Origin of the sequence: Ruegeria sp. HKCCA5929, from assembly GCF_013034525.1 — a bacterium.
Lineage (GTDB): Bacteria > Pseudomonadota > Alphaproteobacteria > Rhodobacterales > Rhodobacteraceae > Ruegeria.
In genome coordinates this window covers 148,605-164,707 of record NZ_WQGE01000008.1, presented here as the reverse complement: position 1 = coordinate 164,707, position 16,103 = coordinate 148,605, and the positions used below count along the sequence as shown (strand labels likewise).

Annotated in this window: 17 protein-coding genes and 1 pseudogene; 9 read left to right on the top strand and 9 right to left on the bottom strand. The window is 57.2% G+C overall.

All coding sequences use genetic code 11. From position 1 onward, the window contains the following. Together GOV90_RS17980 and GOV90_RS17975 are read right to left on the bottom strand one after the other, a co-directional pair. A pseudogene (locus tag GOV90_RS17980) lies at positions 1-217 on the bottom strand (adenylyltransferase); the annotation flags it as partial. Positions 218-413: 196 nt separating this feature from the next. Next, positions 414-1,850 (bottom strand): adenylate/guanylate cyclase domain-containing protein, encoded by a 1,437-nt coding sequence (locus GOV90_RS17975; protein ID WP_253284648.1) that lies wholly within the window; start codon positions 1,848-1,850, stop codon positions 414-416. A 45-nt stretch (positions 1,851-1,895) separates the two neighbouring features. On the opposite strand from GOV90_RS17975, the gene GOV90_RS21255 reads away from it, so the two are divergent. Beyond that, on the top strand, positions 1,896-2,144 hold the full coding sequence (locus GOV90_RS21255) for a hypothetical protein (RefSeq protein WP_253284647.1): 249 nt from the start codon (positions 1,896-1,898) through the stop codon (positions 2,142-2,144). A gap of 70 nt (positions 2,145-2,214) precedes the next feature. Here GOV90_RS21255 and trxB read toward each other — a convergent pair whose 3' ends face one another. Continuing rightward, complete coding sequence (trxB, locus tag GOV90_RS17970; RefSeq protein WP_171091675.1) at positions 2,215-3,156, bottom strand: thioredoxin-disulfide reductase; 942 nt, start codon at positions 3,154-3,156, stop codon at positions 2,215-2,217. A 217-nt stretch (positions 3,157-3,373) separates the two neighbouring features. Here trxB and GOV90_RS17965 point away from each other — a divergent pair, with 217 nt between their 5' ends. Continuing rightward, entirely contained in the window at positions 3,374-3,874 is a 501-nt protein-coding gene (locus GOV90_RS17965; protein WP_171091673.1) for an Lrp/AsnC family transcriptional regulator, read from the top strand. Between the two features lie 119 nt (positions 3,875-3,993). On the opposite strand, the gene GOV90_RS17960 is transcribed toward GOV90_RS17965, so the two are convergent. The 4 genes from GOV90_RS17960 to lgt all read right to left on the bottom strand — a co-directional run bounded on the left by GOV90_RS17960 (position 3,994) and on the right by lgt (position 8,215). Beyond that, the gene (locus tag GOV90_RS17960; protein WP_171091671.1) at positions 3,994-4,776 is read right to left on the bottom strand and encodes a Hint domain-containing protein; all 783 of its coding nucleotides are present in this window, start codon (positions 4,774-4,776) and stop codon (positions 3,994-3,996) included. A 732-nt stretch (positions 4,777-5,508) separates the two neighbouring features. Continuing rightward, positions 5,509-6,267, bottom strand: a complete 759-nt coding sequence (pgeF, locus tag GOV90_RS17955) for a peptidoglycan editing factor PgeF (protein ID WP_171091669.1) — start codon at positions 6,265-6,267, stop codon at positions 5,509-5,511. Then, positions 6,264-7,331: a class I SAM-dependent methyltransferase gene (locus GOV90_RS17950; RefSeq protein WP_171091666.1), complete on the bottom strand. Its 1,068-nt coding sequence runs from the start codon at positions 7,329-7,331 to the stop codon at positions 6,264-6,266. The genes pgeF and GOV90_RS17950 overlap by 4 nt, the downstream gene beginning before the upstream one ends. Continuing rightward, positions 7,328-8,215, bottom strand: coding sequence for a prolipoprotein diacylglyceryl transferase (gene lgt, locus GOV90_RS17945; protein ID WP_171172876.1), 888 nt, complete (start codon positions 8,213-8,215; stop codon positions 7,328-7,330). Before lgt ends, GOV90_RS17950 begins: the two co-directional genes overlap by 4 nt. Positions 8,216-8,312: 97 nt before the next feature. Here lgt and GOV90_RS17940 point away from each other — a divergent pair, with 97 nt between their 5' ends. The 5 genes from GOV90_RS17940 (at position 8,313) to GOV90_RS17920 (ending at position 11,519) form a co-directional block, all read left to right on the top strand. Beyond that, positions 8,313-8,561, top strand: a complete 249-nt coding sequence (locus GOV90_RS17940) for an accessory factor UbiK family protein (RefSeq protein ID WP_050604795.1) — start codon at positions 8,313-8,315, stop codon at positions 8,559-8,561. A gap of 321 nt (positions 8,562-8,882) precedes the next feature. Then, a complete protein-coding gene (locus tag GOV90_RS17935) occupies positions 8,883-9,383 on the top strand; it encodes a YbjN domain-containing protein (RefSeq protein WP_171091662.1) in 501 nt (166 codons plus the stop codon). A 39-nt stretch (positions 9,384-9,422) separates the two neighbouring features. Then, positions 9,423-10,238, top strand: coding sequence for a pyrroline-5-carboxylate reductase (proC, locus tag GOV90_RS17930; protein WP_171091659.1), 816 nt, complete (start codon positions 9,423-9,425; stop codon positions 10,236-10,238). Continuing rightward, positions 10,231-10,569: a tRNA-binding protein gene (locus GOV90_RS17925; protein WP_171091657.1), complete on the top strand. Its 339-nt coding sequence runs from the start codon at positions 10,231-10,233 to the stop codon at positions 10,567-10,569. Before proC ends, GOV90_RS17925 begins: the two co-directional genes overlap by 8 nt. Further along, positions 10,569-11,519, top strand: a complete 951-nt coding sequence (locus GOV90_RS17920) for a D-glycerate dehydrogenase (RefSeq protein ID WP_171091655.1) — start codon at positions 10,569-10,571, stop codon at positions 11,517-11,519. Before GOV90_RS17925 ends, GOV90_RS17920 begins: the two co-directional genes overlap by 1 nt. Here GOV90_RS17920 and GOV90_RS17915 read toward each other — a convergent pair. After that, a complete protein-coding gene (locus GOV90_RS17915; protein ID WP_171091653.1) occupies positions 11,516-12,094 on the bottom strand; it encodes a thymidine kinase in 579 nt (192 codons plus the stop codon). The two genes, GOV90_RS17920 and GOV90_RS17915, sit on opposite strands and share 4 nt — an antisense overlap. Before the next feature lie 354 nt (positions 12,095-12,448). On the opposite strand from GOV90_RS17915, the gene GOV90_RS17910 reads away from it, so the two are divergent. Both GOV90_RS17910 and GOV90_RS17905 read left to right on the top strand, forming a co-directional pair. Continuing rightward, entirely contained in the window at positions 12,449-12,910 is a 462-nt protein-coding gene (locus tag GOV90_RS17910; RefSeq protein WP_171091651.1) for a hypothetical protein, read from the top strand. 178 nt (positions 12,911-13,088) lie between these two features. Further along, positions 13,089-14,891 (top strand): hypothetical protein, encoded by a 1,803-nt coding sequence (locus tag GOV90_RS17905; protein WP_171091649.1) that lies wholly within the window; start codon positions 13,089-13,091, stop codon positions 14,889-14,891. A 7-nt stretch (positions 14,892-14,898) separates the two neighbouring features. Here GOV90_RS17905 and GOV90_RS17900 read toward each other — a convergent pair whose 3' ends face one another. Further along, entirely contained in the window at positions 14,899-16,023 is a 1,125-nt protein-coding gene (locus GOV90_RS17900) for a beta-ketoacyl-ACP synthase III (RefSeq protein ID WP_171091647.1), read from the bottom strand. Positions 16,024-16,103: the final 80 nt, after the last annotated feature.

Genomic DNA, 16,103 nt, shown 5'->3' with positions numbered 1-16,103 from the left:
CCAGACGCATATTCTCGACCACACCGTCATAGTCGGCCTCGGTCAGGAAGCCCTTCAAAGGGTTGAAGCCGCCATTCATCAGCAGCTCCAGATCGCAGATCTGGCGCGGGCTCAGGTCATGGCTGGTCAGATCCGCCGCCTCAACCTTCAGTTTCTGTGCCGAGTCATAAGACACATAGAGTTCAGGGATTGGGGCCAGATTGCTTAACATCGTCATTAGAAAACTCTTATCGCAGTGTTGATTAGCCGGTGGGTATCAGTCTTTTTCGGGGCATTTGCACCGACTGTTGGGCAAAGTCCACCAGCGTTAACGAAACAAAGGAGGATATGCGCTGATTTTTCCTCAATTGGAAGGAATTTCTAACTTGGAAGCACGCCGAGTGACATGGTTCTTCGAAATGGAATGAATTCCCTCAGTCAGAGTATGACTGTTCCTGTTTTTGCCCGTTTGGCTCTAGTTGCGAGGCGCGCATCACTGGCAGGGCGGGAATCGACTCTGAGACACCACGCAGTTCGAAAGCTCTGATCTCTGCTTGTGCCACATCCACACCTGCGGCGCGCAGCAATTCGTCGGAAACCAGCAGTTCGACGCCCAGCGCTTTGGTTTCGCTTTCCAGGCGGCTGGCCACATTGACTGCATCACCGATGATTGTTTTTGCGGCGTGACCTTGCGCGCCGATTTCGCCCACGACCAGATCGCCAAGATGCAATCCCATACCGATGCGTATTCCGAGGCTTCCTTCAGCCTCAAGCTGTTCGTTGAACAGATCCAGCGCCCGGCTGATCGCGATCGCCGCATTTAACCCGGCGCGGGCCGAGGTTGCCGCATCGCGTTTTTCAAAAACCGCCAGCAGCCCGTCGCCCATATATTTATCCACGATTCCGCCTTCGTCTGTAATGGCGGGCACCACCGCATCAAAAAACCGGTTCAGTAAAAACACGATGTCATAGGGCAGCTGCCCCGTTGTGCGGGCGGTAAAGCCTCGCATATCCAGAAACAGAACCGCCAATTGACGTTCCTCTCCCTGGCTGGCGTGTCCACGAATGCGTCCTCCATCTGGTCGGAAGACACGGAAAACGGTGGTCCGCTCTGTGGGGCGGATCTGGCATGCCAGCCGCGTCTGGGGCGAAGCGCCAACCGCAGCCAGACTGCGCGCCTCGACCTCGCTGGGTGGCGGCAACGCGTTGCCGCCGTCTTCGACTATGACACGGCATGTTGTGCAGCGTCCTTTGCCACCACACAAGGCCGCATGGGGGACGCCGTTGGCCTGGGAAATCTCAAGCAATGTCATGCCCTTTTCCGCGACCACTTCGGGTCCTCGGGCATAGGAGACACGTACGGAATGCCTGCGCCGCCATAATTTACGCCCAATGAACACGAGGCCCGTTACGCCCAAAGCCATCCAAAAGGCCATCAGGGCGTTGTCTTTGACGCTGAACAGCGTCTGAAAGGCTTCGGGGGACGGCCAGTTATAGTGCTCGATATACTGTTCGCGCAGAAACTCGTCTGCAAAGTCGGCCCAGATGCGGCGCCCTTCGGTCAGCAGGCCAGCCAGTGCGAACAGTGGAACAAAGACCGCGACGCCGATCAGATAAGGTACGGAACGCGACCACCATTTGGTCAGTCGCAGCCACATATGCAGGCCGATGCACCCATGCACCCAGACGATCAGAAGCAGCGCACTTTGCATCCAGACCGCAATGCTGGGCCACATCAGGATGATAATGTATCCCATCTCGTCATTGACGTCATAAACCTCATGCGCGACCCGTGTGTGAATAATGTGCGAGATCAGTTGCAAAGGGATCAGCAGGCCCAGCACGACTTGAAGTGCTGTGCTGAATGGCATGCGCAATGTCCTGCGCTGCGCGATAGACACGAGGGCAAGACCGGCATGAACGAACAGCGCCGCGTAGAGAAGTACGCTCATGGCGTCGTGGCGCGTCACCTCTTTCCGGCCATCCTGCATACCGTGCAGATAATCGGTATGAAACAGGCCCAGGCCGATATTGATGAAGTGAAAAAACGCAAAGACAAACAGGATCAGGCCGCTGCCGATCCGAAGTCGGGTTGCCCACCCGCCGCGCCAAAGAGCGTTGTTCAAAAGCTCACCCGTTTTTCGCCTGTCTTTCGACAATCCTGATACGGCACTGTGACAGGGTCAAGGCGGCATGGCGTGGTCCCCAACCCGTGTCGGGGACCAAAGATCGCTATTATTCGTTTTCGGCCAGGAAACGTTCGGCATCCAGCGCGGCCATGCAGCCCATACCGGCACTAGTGACGGCCTGACGGTAAACGTGGTCTGTCAGATCACCTGCCGCGAATACACCCGGAACCGAAGTCTCAGTAGTGCCCGGCTTGGTAACGACATAGCCGCCCATATGGGTTTCCAGCGTGTCCTTGACCAGCTCGTTCGCCGGGGCGTGACCGATGGCAACAAAAACACCTTTGCACGGGATCTCTGTAATCTCGCCGGTTTTGACATGTTTGACGCGCACGCCTTCCACACCCAAAGGCGCGTCAGTGCCGATCACTTCGTCCAACTCGTGGAACCACAACGGTTCGATCTTTTCATTTTTCATCAGCCGGTCTTGCAGGATCTTTTCCGCCCGCAACTCATCCCGGCGGTGGATCAAAGTGACCTTGCTGGCGAAGTTGGTTAGGAATAGGGCCTCTTCCACAGCAGTGTTGCCGCCGCCGATCACCACGATTTCCTGCCCGCGATAGAAGAACCCGTCACAAGTGGCGCAGGCCGATACCCCAAAGCCTTTGAATTTCTCTTCGGACGGTAGGCCAAGCCATTTGGCGCGCGCGCCTGTGGCCAGGATAACCGCATCTGCGGTGTATGTTGTGCCGCTGTCGCCTTTGGCGGTGAAGGGGCGCTGGCTGAGGTCCAGATCGCTGATGATGTCGCCGATCACTTCACAACCCATCGCCTTTGCATGGTCCTGCATGCGCACCATCAGGTCCGGGCCCTGAACCTCGGTATCGCCGGGCCAGTTTTCAACTTCGGTCGTCGTGGTTAATTGGCCGCCGGGTTCGATCCCCTGAACCAGAATAGGCTCCAACATGGCGCGGCTTGCATAAACCCCTGCGGTGTATCCTGCGGGCCCTGACCCGATGATCAGAACCTTGGTGTGTCGTGTGTCGGCCATGCTAACCCCGCTCGAATTGCTTGAATTGGGCCGTTAGCCCGTTGCCCCGATATAGCGCCCGACCGACCCGGCTTAAACCCCCATCCTGATCATGGCCCTGTGCACTGCACAGGAAGGAATTGAGAGATTTGAAAACAAAGAAAATTGCGCATGTGCGAAACATTATTGCGCGCGCCTAGGGGGCTGATATAAGAACCGCAAAAATCAGGAGCATTTTATGGTCACGACTCGGCTGGATGAAATTGATCGCAAGATTCTGGCGGAATTGCAGGCAGACGGTCGCATGACCAATGTCGAACTGGCCAAAAGGGTTGGCATCTCGGCTCCACCTTGCTTGCGCCGGGTGCGCACACTGGAAGAATCCGGCTATATCACCGGCTATCATGCCGAGGTCAATTCACGTGAGCTTGGATTCGAAGTGCAGGTGTTTGCCATGGTCGGGCTGGACAGCCAGGCCGAAACCGAACTGCGCGCGTTCGAGGAACGCTGCCGCGAATGGCCGCTGGTTCGGGAATGCCACATGCTAAATGGCGAAGTGGACTTCATTCTGAAATGCGTCGCACCCGATCTTAGCAGTTTCCAGCAGTTTTTGACCGGCGAACTGCTGACCACGCCGAACGTGGCCAGCGTCAAGACTTCGCTTGTTATCCGCGGCGCAAAAGACGAGCCAGGCGTGCCGTTCGACGTTCTTGAAGACCGTATGAACCGGATGGCGTAACGCCGACACGTTTCGGATGTGCGGTGTTTGGCGGCAGCATCGCAGCCACCGCAAGGGATAGAACCCAACTTAGTACCAGCTGCATGATGCCCCCCATAATGCAGTACCTATTATCACACTCAGGCTGACATCGCGTCGATCTCACCATCTCCGGCGCGCGGCATCAGCAGCGGACCAAAATCGTTGAGCGACTCGATGTGAGCGAACAGGTTCAGATAAATCGACCGCAACGAATGGCTGATCATGCGAACCGCGTTCACACCTGGGTGATATGTCTCGAACTGTAAACCATCTACACGAATAACGGAATGCCGTTTGAGGCAAATGTGAAACAGTTCGACTGGCGTTGGCGGCATTGTTTCAATCACGCCCATACCGTCCTGAAATTCAGAGACCGGCGTTAGAATCGGTTCCCCGCCATGCAGGTGCCGCAAATGCCCCGGAGACCCGACGATTCGCGCCGCTGGTCCGGCGATTACGCCCGACATCGGCTTTTGCATCCCAAACGTGTCAGCCATGATCCGAGTCAGCGGGCGGGTCCGCCCACGTGAATCCTCGCGCCCCGGGATCAGAGTGACCGACCCCTTCCACAATACAGTTTGCGAACTGCCATCCTGCGTCAGAACCGTATCGCCTGGCATCAGGTCCTCGATCGCAATCGGTCCGTGTTCCGTTTCAACCAGCGATCCACGCGAAAAGGCGCAAAAGGCGTCCTCAAACATCGGCAGAGCAGGTGCGATGTGACGGGTCTGAGCCACGTCTCCGTTTGGCAGCAGGCTGCTGACTTCGTATCGGCGCAGCTGCGCCTTGGGCTTTGCGACCGGCCGCGGTGCTTCCCGCAACATGGCCGACGTTTCGATGGCATTTCTGGCCGCACGGGCCAATGAATTAGGAATAGTCATTAATATTCCGTCCCCTCAAATGTCCGAACAGGCCTGGCGTACCCCCGTACAGGCCCACCTGACGAACAGGTTCTTTGTCTTGAAACGAATGGAAGACCCTCGGACGGTGACCGTTCTGGCCCCGCATGGCGACAAATCTCGCTTTCCAATGGTCAACACATTGACCCCCCAGACAAACTCGTACTTCACGGGCGGCAATTGCCCGCACACACACAAACTCCTGAAAAAAGTCGCAAATTTTTACTTACGACTTACGCGACATCGGGCCGGAGCCTGCCCGTTTTGCGTTTACCCCGTATTCAGACCGGCAGCTTGGTCTTGGGGTTCTCCTGCTTCATCGCCGGGCCGCAATACGGCTGGCAACCCTGGCAGAATGGCTTGATACCCGTTTCCACGGCATTTCCAGCTTATGGTCCCGAGTGGCGGCTACCATGGCTTTGAGAAAGCGGGATTTGGGTTTCATGTTTCTGGTCCTGCATTGCGCGGGAAGGTCATTCCCACATCCTTCATGAACCTTTTGTGACGGCGATTTGCGGCACGGATAAGGCTTAACAGGGATGTTTTGCAGACAAGAAATAAATAGGCGCAGTCCTTTCACTCAACACGCCAGCGTTCAAAACACGAACGTCAGATACCCATCTGATTGCTGGCAAAACTCGTTACGAATCTTGAGTCTGGTAAACACAACAAATGTGGCGGAAAAGTGGCGGCGTGCCTAAATCTGGGTTTGAATCACAATCTTATGACTGAGATCAGCCTGCCGTAATCGGCCTCGTTCCTGTGCGTCGCACGGCGATAAGAATAGAACCGATCCGGGTCGGAATAGGTGCAATGTCGGGTCCACTCTGATTGCCCAACGCCAGCCTGCCGCAGCCTGTGCAGGCCAAAAGAAGGCAGGTCGAATTGCAGCCGGTCATCCTGTCCGTTTGCAAAGAACCGGGTGTTATCTGGAGATTCGGCGATGAATGCGTCCAGAAACTCGGGGCCCACTTCATATGCGCGTTGCGAAATGCTGGGGCCGATCACGGCACGAATGTCGTTTCGATTGGCGCCAAGTGTTTCCATGGCATCCAGCGTGGCTTCTAGCACACCGTCCAACGCACCGCGCCAGCCCGCATGGGCGGCACCGATTACCCGAGCATTTGGGTCCGCAAACAGAACCGGCTGACAATCCGCTGTGAGAATCGTCAACGCGAGGCCAGGGGTCGCGGTGACGATGGCATCCGCCTTGGGCCGTTCGCCCTGAACCGGGCCTTCAACTGTAAGAACTGTCGGAGAATGGACCTGATGCACACCGATCATCGCCTCGGGTGTAACCTCCATTGCGTCCGCCACCCGCTTGCGGTTCAACGCCACGACCTCAGTCTGGTCAGACGAGCCATAGCCGCAATTCAAACCGCCAAAGATGCCGGACGAGGCCCCGCCGCGACGGGTAAAGAACCCATGACGCATTGGCGACAGCAAGTCTGATGTCAGAATTTCCAGTGTCATGGCTCTAATCCTGGCGGTGGGGCGGCATAGGCCGGGAAAAGGCCCATCACTTTGAACAGATTTCCCATTTCATCCGGGTGCGTCAACCGGCGATGCGCGGCAATCAATACATCCAGCTCAGAACCGCTCAGCGCCTTGGACAATGCCTGCGCGCGCGCTGTGATTCCAAGCCGCTCCAGAAACACGCCTTGAGGTGTCACGCGTGTATGGCGACACCCACAGGCACGGGTTGCTTCGGCCAAAGGCTCAAAATCCACATGTGCCGTCAGATCGGCCTGACCCGGTGCCGCCAGAGGATCAGTGCGTTCGTGGTTTTGCAGGGCCTGCAACGTGTCGCCCAGCGAATGCCAGTCGCCATAATCGACGATCAGAGCCGCACCTCCATGGCTCGCGATCCGACCAGCAATCACGGTCAAAATGGGAATCGCTGCCGCACATAGCTCGATCAGATCACCGTCTTTAGTGTCCGCAAGCCTGTCCTTCAGCGCCGCTTGCGGTCCGATTGGGCCCCGCCCAAACAACAGCGTGCCGTCCCGCTCACCCACCAAGCGTTCACTCCACCCGTCGCCATAACGCAGAAACTGACGAATAGGCAGGGCATCAAAGAATTCGTTTGCCACCAAGAACAGAGGCTGGTCCGGCAGGTCTGCGACGCTGTCTATCCAGGTCGGCGCGTAATCCTTCAGGGTCTCGGCCTGCACCTGTTTCAACGCCGGTGAGACCTCGACCAGTGTCACTTGTGCGGCATCGTGGAACCCGGGTACTCCCCGCGTCGCGCGTAGAATGTCGGCCATAAGTGTGCCGCGCCCCGGACCCAGCTCGCATAAGGTAAACGGCGTAGGCTTTCCCTGATCCATCCAGCATTGCGCCAAAGACAACCCAACCAGTTCTCCAAACATCTGACTGATCTCAGGCGCGGTGGTGAAATCCCCCTTGGACCCGAGTGGATCGCGGGTTGTGTAATAGCCCAGCGTGGGGTGCAACAGGCATTCGGCCATGTAGTCTGCCACGCTCATCGGCCCATCCTGCCGGATGCGGGCGACCAGATGATCGGTCAGGGTCATGCCGCCCGCCGCGCGCGCAGCGCAAACCAAAGGCCAATCGCGATCATCGGCAGCGACAGGATTTGACCCATGGTCAGGCCATAGCCGCCCACATGCCAGGCCAGCCCCAGCGGGTTGCCGGGTGACACGAACTGAGCATCCGGTTGACGGAAGAACTCGATAATAAAACGCGACGCGCCATATCCCGCCAGAAACAGGCCCATGATCATGCCCGGTTTTTTAAAGGCCCCTCTGCGATAGACCAGCCACAGCAGCAATGCGCCCAGCAACACGCCCTCAAGCGCGGCTTCATAAAGTTGTGACGGGTGCCTTGCGCACATTCCCGCAACCACGCCGGGGCAATCCTGCGCGGCGAAGCCGGGGAAAATCACGGCCCAAGGTAGCTCACTTGGTCGGCCCCACAGTTCTGCATTGACGAAGTTGGCCAGCCGCCCCAACAGCAGGCCGGGCGGAACGGTGTAGGCGACCAGATCACCCAGCGACAGGGCGGGGATCTGATGTCGGCGGGCAAACAGGTAGGACGCAAGGATAACGCCCAGCAGGCCGCCATGAAACGCCATGCCGCCTTGCCAGACTTTCAGAATCTCTAAAGGGTTCGATAAGTAATAGGCCGGCTGATAAAACAGCACAAAGCCAAGCCTGCCACCCAGAATCACGCCCAGAATGATCCAGGTGACCAGATCCTCCAGCTGATCCGGTTTCATCGGAGGGGAATCCGCGGGCCATAGGGCAGGGCGCCGCAGCGCCACAACGGCAAGTCGCCAGGCGATTAGAATCCCGGCAATATAGGCCAGCGCATACCACCTTAACGCGAACTCCATCCCGAACAATGAGATCGAGAACAATTCGGGCGACAGATCGGGGAAGTTCAGAACAGCCTGCATGTGCGTCTCATTGCCCGGGGTTTGCAGGGCAAGTCAACCTTGAGCCTGCGCCATTCTTTGCCCATATACAGATAAACTGTGAGACCGGAGTGTACACATGCAGACCCGCAACAAGATCCTGGACGACGTGTCCCAACTGATGACCAACGCCATGGGCGTGGCGCAAGGCGCGCGGGAAGAGGCCGAGAACGCGATGAAGTCGATGATCGACCGCTGGCTGGCCGACCGCGATTTCGTTACCCGCGAAGAATTTGACGCTGTCCGCGCCATGGCCCAGAAAGCGCGCGAAGAAAACGCAGCGCTCGAAGCCCGCATTGCTGCGCTCGAGGCGAAACTGGATAAATAACGCCCGGGCGTTTTCCGTTTTCAAATTGTCTGGACAAAGCTTAAAGCCGCGCAATCCAGCCCGGATTGTGCGGTGACGTGTATTTTGACGCGTCGCAGAATTTAATCAAGACAAAGCTGGTGCGACTGCCAATATTTTGATCGCCGTTGCCGACTGTCCACAACTTATTGCTGTTATCCCCAAGAAATAGGGTTGCCAGAACTCACGCCACATCGCACCATATTTAGTACAGGCCCACGGGGGAAGCCCGGCTTGTAGAGCAGGCAACTAGCGCTGGGGCGCTGCCAGCCCCAAAATGCTAGAGATTAGTGAGGTGGCATTATGGCCCTTTCCGAGCAGTATCTCGAAGAAGACATTCATCCGATCGACATTGTTGAACATCTGGCCGAACATCACGACTGGGATTTTGATCGCATTGGGGACGATCAGATTGCCATGGCCGTCGAAGGCCAGTGGCGGACATATTCGATCACTCTGGCCTGGTCCAACTATGACGAAACGCTGCGCATGGTGTGCTCGTTCGAAATGGAGCCGCCGGCCGAGCGTGAAATGCAGCTTTATGAGCTGCTCAACAAGATGAATGACCAGTGCTGGGCAGGCGCCTTTACCTATTGGGCAAACCAAAAGCTGATGGTCTACCGCTATGGGCTGGTCCTTGCAGGGGGACAGACAGCCAGCGCGGATCAGATCAACACGATGATCACCGCCGCTGTCATGAGCGCCGAGCGGTATTATCCGGCGATCCAACTGGTGACTTGGGGTAATCGAGAGCCAGAAGAAGCCATGCAAGTGGCCATTGCAGAGGCCTACGGCCGGGCGTAAAGCTTTGCCCCAAACCGATATGTAACGCGGGAGGGGCAAATGGACATGACGCGTGTGGCCGAACAGGGGCTTGTGCTTCTGGGGTGCGGAAAGATGGGGTCCGCAATGCTGGCGGGATGGCTGGAACACGGCCTTCCGCCAGCGTCCGTTTGGGTGATCGATCCGTACCCGTCAGACTGGTTGAAAGCGCAGGGTGTCAACATCAACACCCCACTGCCCGAAGCGCCCGCTGTGGTACTTGTCGCCGTTAAACCGCAAATGATGGGCGAGGCATTGCCAGCCATTCAGGCGCTGGGCGGTGGTAAAAGCCTGTTTGTTTCGGTGGCAGCAGGCACATCGATTGCCACATTTGAAACCGTTCTGGGCAACGACACTCCGATCATTCGCGCGATGCCCAACACGCCTGCAGCGATCTGCCAGGGTATCACGGCACTGATCGGCAACAACCAAGCCTCAGGAGATGATCTGACACTGGCTGAAAGCCTGCTGTCGGCGGTGGGCGAGACCGTTCGTCTGGACAATGAAGCGCAGATGGATGCCGTGACCGGCCTCAGCGGCTCTGGCCCGGCTTATGTTTTCCACCTGATCGAAACTCTGGCCGCAGCGGGTGAGGCGCAGGGTTTGCCTGCAGAACTGGCGATGAAACTGGCCAAGTCCACGGTCGCGGGGGCCGGTGCGTTGGCCATGGCGGCTGAGGATGATCCAACGCAACTGCGCGTCAACGTAACTTCCCCGAACGGAACAACACAAGCTGCGCTTGAGGTGCTAATGCATGATGAACAGGGGTTCCCTGACCTGCTGCACCGTGCCGTCAAAGCCGCAACTGACCGATCCAAGGAGCTGTCACGTGAGTGAGATTTCTTTCGACGACTTTCTCAAGGTCGACATCCGTGTGGGCGAGGTGATCCGCGCCGAACCCTATCCCGAGGCCCGCAAGCCTGCGATCAAGATGTGGATCGACTTTGGTGACGAAATTGGCGAGCGCAAAACCTCGGCTCAGATCACGGCGCATTACGAACCGTCGGCTCTGGTGGGCAAACAGATCATGGCGGTTGTGAATTTCCCACCGCGCCAGATCGGCAAGTTCATGTCCGAAGTTCTGGTGCTGGGTCTGCCCGATGAAAACGGTGAGATCGTTCTGATCGGACCGGATGGCAAAGTTCCAATTGGCGGACGGATGCACTGATGAAACTGCTGATCACGCGCCCAATGACACCGGCGGTCGAGGCCCGCGCCCGTACAGAGTTCGACGTAGAGATACGTGAAAACACTCTGCCCTTGTCGCAGCGGGAAATGCTGTCTGCTTTGTCGGAATTCGACGTTGTTGTACCAACACTGGGCGATTTGTTTTCAACGCAGGTTTTTGCAGATGCGGGTACAGTGCGCTGCAAGCTGTTGGCCAATTTCGGCGTTGGCTACAATCATATCGACGTCGAAGCCGCGCGCGCAAAAGGGGTCGAGGTGACGAACACGCCTGGCGCTGTAACCGACGCGACGGCAGATATCGCTATGACCCTGCTGCTGACCACGGCGCGTCGCGCAGGCGAAGGCGAGCGGCTGGTCCGATCGGGCCAGTGGCAGGGGTGGCACCCGACGCAGATGCTGGGACATCACGTTACCGGCAAGCGCGTCGGCATTGTTGGGATGGGCCGCATCGGGCAGGCCATTGCCCGGCGTTGTCATTTCGGGTTCGGAATGCAGGTGGCATACCAGTCCCGCAGCGCAAAGGACTTGGACTTTCCGGCAGAGTTCATCCCCGATTTGCAGGCTCTGGCCGCCTCGGTCGACTTCCTTGTGCTGGCGGTTCCTGGCGGGGCCGACACTCGCCATCTGGTCAACTCTCAGGTCCTTGAAGCGATGCGCGCTTCGGCCATCCTGGTCAACATTGCGCGGGGCGAGGTCGTGGACGAAATGGCCCTGATCTCGGCGCTTCAATCCGGTCAGATTGCAGGGGCGGGGCTGGACGTCTACGAGTTTGAACCCAAAGTACCCCAGGCCCTCTGCGATATGGAAAACGTCACCTTGCTGCCCCATCTGGGTACGGCCACCGAAGAAGTCCGCAGCAGCATGGGGCACATGGCGCTGGACAACATCGCGGCCTTTGTCGCAGGCAGGGCGCTGCCCAATCCGGTTTAGTCGCCCATCGCCTCACGCCAGTGCTTGCGGCAGAGCGAGACATAGGTCTCGTTGCCGCCGATCTGTACCTGAGCACCCTCGGTGATGGCATTCCCGTTTTCGTCCTGACGAATCACCATTGTGGCCTTACGGCCGCATTTGCAGATTGTGCGCACCTCGCGCATCTCGTCTGCAAGGGCCAGCAAGGCGGCTGATCCGGGGAACAGTTTTCCCTGAAAATCCACCCTTAACCCATAGGCCAAAACTGGCACTTTCAGATCATCGACTGCGCGTGCCAACTGCCAGACCTGTTCTTCGGACAGGAACTGGGCCTCGTCGATGAACACGCACGCCACCTCGCCTTTGTTCAGGCGATTCTGAATCATAGTGAATACATCGTCGTCAGGAGTGAAGGTGTCGGCTTGCTCCGAGATGCCGATACGCGAGGCTATCCGACCGGCACCCGCACGCCCGTCAATAGCAGCAGTCATCAGATAGGTCTGCATCCCGCGCTCGCGATAGTTGTGCGAGGCTTGCAGCAACACGGTCGATTTGCCCGCGTTCATGGTCGAATAGTTGAAATACAGCTTTGCCATGGCGCGGGTCTAAATCGCTTGGTGGAAAGGAACAAGACAGCAATCAATTTGATGGAGCGACGTCGCCGTTGTTTCTGCAGAGGCCGAGCTACGCTCTAGGGGATGGAACCCCCACATCTGCAACAGCGACGCCGTCGGCCAACATGTGGCCAAAACGCAGCGAGGCCAAACAATACCACCTCGCAATCACTCATTACCGGCTTGAACTGCCGCCACTCACTCACAAAATCCCCCGCTTATCTGAGGGATAGTCAATGTATGACATTTCAATTATGACTCAGTTATGGGAAATTTCCCGACGCTTTCCCCCGTTTGGACATCGGGCGGGCGTTTGCAGGTAACAAAGGTAAAAAAATGGCAGATATCGGGGCCTATCTGAAGAAGCACACTGAAGCATTGGTCAAGGACGTCGGAATCGAGGCCGCATGTGAAATTACGGGGAAATCGAAGGCCACATTAGGGCGATATTACTCCGACAATGCTGAACATGCGGACAGATTCATGCCTGTGGATGCAGTGGCTCGCCTTGAAAATGCAGCGTCTTATCCGCATGTGACATCTGCTTTGGCTGACCTGAAGAACATCACTCTTTCATATGGTGATCGCAACTCGGACGAACCACGCACAGGTGGTGTAAATTCGGACGTGATCGCGCTCAGCCAGCGGTTTGCGATGCTGATGACAGAATATCAGGCTGCTATCGAAGACGGCATTATTACCGTGAACGAGGCCAAACGGCTGCTGAAAGAAACCAGTCTGTTGCAACAGGTCCTGATTGAGATGAAGTTGCACCTGGAAGAAGAAAGCGTTAGCTGAGCTTACCGTCTTAGGTGAGTTCTCGCGCACTGGCTGAAAACCGCCGGTTGCTTTGGCCTCATGGCGTGACACTGATTTACGGTCAAAACATGGTCCCACACGGTGCAGCGTGCCTCAATTCAGTCACGCCCATGCGATAGAGTTCTGGCGCAAACTGTGCTGTCGAGGATTAAAAAGCATGCAGATATCGCAAAAGCGTTATAGCAGTTGCGCCGACCCGTTGGTTCGGTGGGCTTTCTTGTGCGCCTTTGCGATGCTGGTGGTTCTGATGACGCTCAGCGGCCACTACGAAGGATCTGACGATGTGATGCGTTGGGTTGGTGTGCGTGACCTTTCGGCAGGGCAGGGCTGGTTTGACCCCTATCAGCATCGGTTGGGACCCGACGACGGCACCCTGATGCATTGGTCGCGTTTGGTCGATGCCCCGATTGCCGGGCTCTATAGTGTGCTGAGCGCGGTTATGGCACCGGAAATCGCCTTTCAGATCACGGCCTTTGCTTGGCCTGCGCTGTTGGCCGCGCTAACCCTTTGGTCTTTTGCAGTGACAGGGGGTGTGTTGGGTGGACGCGAGGGCGCTATCTCGGCTTTGGTTATCGGAGTTCTGACACTCGAACACTCTCGCAAGTTCGATTATTTCTCGTTCGATCACCACAATCTTCAGATCCTTCTTTTTGCAGCGGCGCTTGCGTTTTTTGTTCTGCGAAAAGACAGGTCTTACGCGGCAGGGCTGCTAGGCGTTTGCCTGGGGCTTTCAGTGTCCGTCGGTACCGAGTCGATCCTTCAGGTCGCCCTTGTCGCTGTTTTCTGCGCCATCGACTGGATTGCCAATGGTGCCTCTTCTCGTCAGCGCACAATGACCTTCGCGACTGCGTTGACAGCGACACTTGCGCTGACCAGCTTTGTCACAACCGGTCGAGAAGGGTTTTTCTACCCGAGCTGTGACGCACTGACCCTGAGCGTGGCCCTGCCCGCAAGTGTTGCCGCGCTTGGACTATTGGCTGCGGCCTGGATCGGCTCTGGCTGGTCGGTTCCGGGTCGGTTCGGGGCCTGCATGGCGCTTGCTGTGGTGACACTTGCCGTCGCGTTTGCGTTTGCCCCGCATTGTCTCAGCAATCCAATTGACGCTCTGCCCCAGGATATGCGGGATTACTGGTTGAGCCAGGTGGCTGAGGCTCAGAATATCTCAGTCGTGCTCGAGCGACACAGAGGTGAAGCCGTGGCTTTGATCGCCATGTCCATTCTTTCGATGGGCGCGGCACTTGCCTTCGCCGCAAGATCGCAGGCCAGATTGGACTACACCTTGTTTCTGGCCTTGATTGCTGCCGGTTTCGTTGTGTTCCTCTACCAGAGCCGAATGATGACCTTCCTGAGCGTTTCGCTTGTGGCGGTTCAGGCACAGATTCTCCGCGTGCTTTATGTGTCTTACGCACGGGATCGCCGAATGGCTGCCGGTCTGGCGATGGTGGCGTTTGTAATCTGTACCTCGCCCAAAGTCGGCATCAGTTTGGAAGAACAGATCGGCGCGCTTTCGCGACCCTCGTTCACCGCTTCGACCGCCGCTGTTGGGCAGGATACGTCAGAAGCAGGTGCCTCTTGCCGCACACCTCAAGCCTACGCCGCTTTGCAAAGTCTACCCAGCGGCATGATTCTGGTTGATTTCGACTTTGCCGCACATGTGCTGCGATACACGGACCATTCGGTTCTGGGCGGAAACTACCATCGGAATCAGGCCGGTATTCTGGCGCAAATTGACCTGTTCCGGATCGAAGCCTCGCAAGCCGCGCCGCGCTTGGCTGAGCTGGGTGTCGACTACGTTATGCTCTGCACGTCAGCGCCAAGGGCTGAGTTCTGGGCATGGGCGTCGGAAGGGCGTGGCCTACAAACTCGGCTGGTCGAAGGCGAGGTGCCTGATTACCTCAGCAGTATTCAGGGCGCACCCGGCGCTGCGTTCCAGATTTTCAAGGTGACGGCCGAAAATTAGACGTTGTTCAGGCGTGGCGCTTTACAATCACCGAGCCCACCGAATACCCGGCCCCGAAAGAACAGATCAAACCCAGATCGCCCTCTTGCAGGTCATCCGAATACTTCGAAAATGCGATGATCGACCCAGCTGATGAGGTGTTGGCATAATCCTGAAGGATGTTGGGTTGTTCATCCGCCTCTGGCGTGCGGCCCAGAACCTTTTTACCGATGAAATCGTTCATGGTTTTGTTCGCCTGATGCAACCAAAGGCGTTTCAGGTCGGTGTTCCCGACCCCTTCGGCTTCCATGTGATCACTGATGTGTTTGCTGACCATCGGCAGCACTTCCTTGAACACTTTTCGACCGTTTTGCATGAATTGCATGTCGCGTCGATCAATCATCCCATCCGGACGCGAGCGGCGCAGGAATCCGTTGTTGTTGCGGATATTGTTCGAAAACGCAGTCGCGCAACGCGTTGACAGGATTTCGAAATGCGGGCCTTTGGCCTCATCAATCCGTTCGATCAGGGTCGCCGTCGCCACGTCGCCAAAGATGAAGTGACAGTCTCTGTCCCGCCACTCCAGATGGCCCGAACAGATTTCGGGATTGACCACCAGCGCCGCGCGTACCGATCCGGACCGCACCATGTCCGCCGCTGCCTGTATGCCGAACGTTGCCGAAGAACAAGCGACATTCATGTCAAAGCCGAATCCATCGATGCCCAGTTCCTGCTGTATTTCGATTGCTATCGCCGGATAGGCACGCTCGTGGTTTGAGGCGGCGCAAATCACCAGATCGACATCCGCAGCCGTGCGTCCGGCTTGTGCCAACGCTTTCTTACAGGCATCAGCAGCCATCTCGGTCATGATCCCAGGTTCTTCATCGCTACGTTGGCGCAGGGCTGGATGCATGACGTCGGGGTCCAGCACACCAGCCTTGTCCATCACAAAACGATTCTCGATCCCCGATGCCTTGACGATGAACTCTTCCGAGGAATGCTGCATCGGCTCGATCTGACCGGCCGCGATGGCCTCGGCGTTCTTTTCGTTTTGTTTGTCGGCATAGGCGTTGAACGCTTGGACCAGTTCGGCATTGGTGATGACGTTCTGAGGCGTAAAGACACCGGTACCGGTGATGGCGGGGGTATACATGGCGAGCCCTGAATGTTTCGGATCTGCCCAAAATGCAGTCATGGTGTGATTTGATCAAGGTATGTTGACTTAAGGGAATG

Excerpts from the sequence above, each read along its gene's own strand:
- GOV90_RS17975 (WP_253284648.1), bottom strand. The coding sequence starts at position 1,850 with ATGCCATTCAGCACAGCACTTCAAGTCGTGCTGGGCCTGCTGATCCCT.
- GOV90_RS21255 (WP_253284647.1), top strand. The coding sequence starts at position 1,896 with ATGAACGAACAGCGCCGCGTAGAGAAGTACGCTCATGGCGTCGTGGCG.
- trxB (WP_171091675.1), bottom strand. The coding sequence starts at position 3,156 with ATGGCCGACACACGACACACCAAGGTTCTGATCATCGGGTCAGGGCCC.
- GOV90_RS17965 (WP_171091673.1), top strand. The coding sequence starts at position 3,374 with ATGGTCACGACTCGGCTGGATGAAATTGATCGCAAGATTCTGGCGGAA.
- GOV90_RS17960 (WP_171091671.1), bottom strand. The coding sequence starts at position 4,776 with ATGACTATTCCTAATTCATTGGCCCGTGCGGCCAGAAATGCCATCGAA.
- pgeF (WP_171091669.1), bottom strand. The coding sequence starts at position 6,267 with ATGACACTGGAAATTCTGACATCAGACTTGCTGTCGCCAATGCGTCAT.
- GOV90_RS17950 (WP_171091666.1), bottom strand. The coding sequence starts at position 7,331 with ATGACCCTGACCGATCATCTGGTCGCCCGCATCCGGCAGGATGGGCCG.
- lgt (WP_171172876.1), bottom strand. The coding sequence starts at position 8,215 with ATGCAGGCTGTTCTGAACTTCCCCGATCTGTCGCCCGAATTGTTCTCG.
- GOV90_RS17940 (WP_050604795.1), top strand. The coding sequence starts at position 8,313 with ATGCAGACCCGCAACAAGATCCTGGACGACGTGTCCCAACTGATGACC.
- GOV90_RS17935 (WP_171091662.1), top strand. The coding sequence starts at position 8,883 with ATGGCCCTTTCCGAGCAGTATCTCGAAGAAGACATTCATCCGATCGAC.
- proC (WP_171091659.1), top strand. The coding sequence starts at position 9,423 with ATGGACATGACGCGTGTGGCCGAACAGGGGCTTGTGCTTCTGGGGTGC.
- GOV90_RS17920 (WP_171091655.1), top strand. The coding sequence starts at position 10,569 with ATGAAACTGCTGATCACGCGCCCAATGACACCGGCGGTCGAGGCCCGC.
- GOV90_RS17915 (WP_171091653.1), bottom strand. The coding sequence starts at position 12,094 with ATGGCAAAGCTGTATTTCAACTATTCGACCATGAACGCGGGCAAATCG.
- GOV90_RS17910 (WP_171091651.1), top strand. The coding sequence starts at position 12,449 with ATGGCAGATATCGGGGCCTATCTGAAGAAGCACACTGAAGCATTGGTC.
- GOV90_RS17905 (WP_171091649.1), top strand. The coding sequence starts at position 13,089 with ATGCAGATATCGCAAAAGCGTTATAGCAGTTGCGCCGACCCGTTGGTT.
- GOV90_RS17900 (WP_171091647.1), bottom strand. The coding sequence starts at position 16,023 with ATGTATACCCCCGCCATCACCGGTACCGGTGTCTTTACGCCTCAGAAC.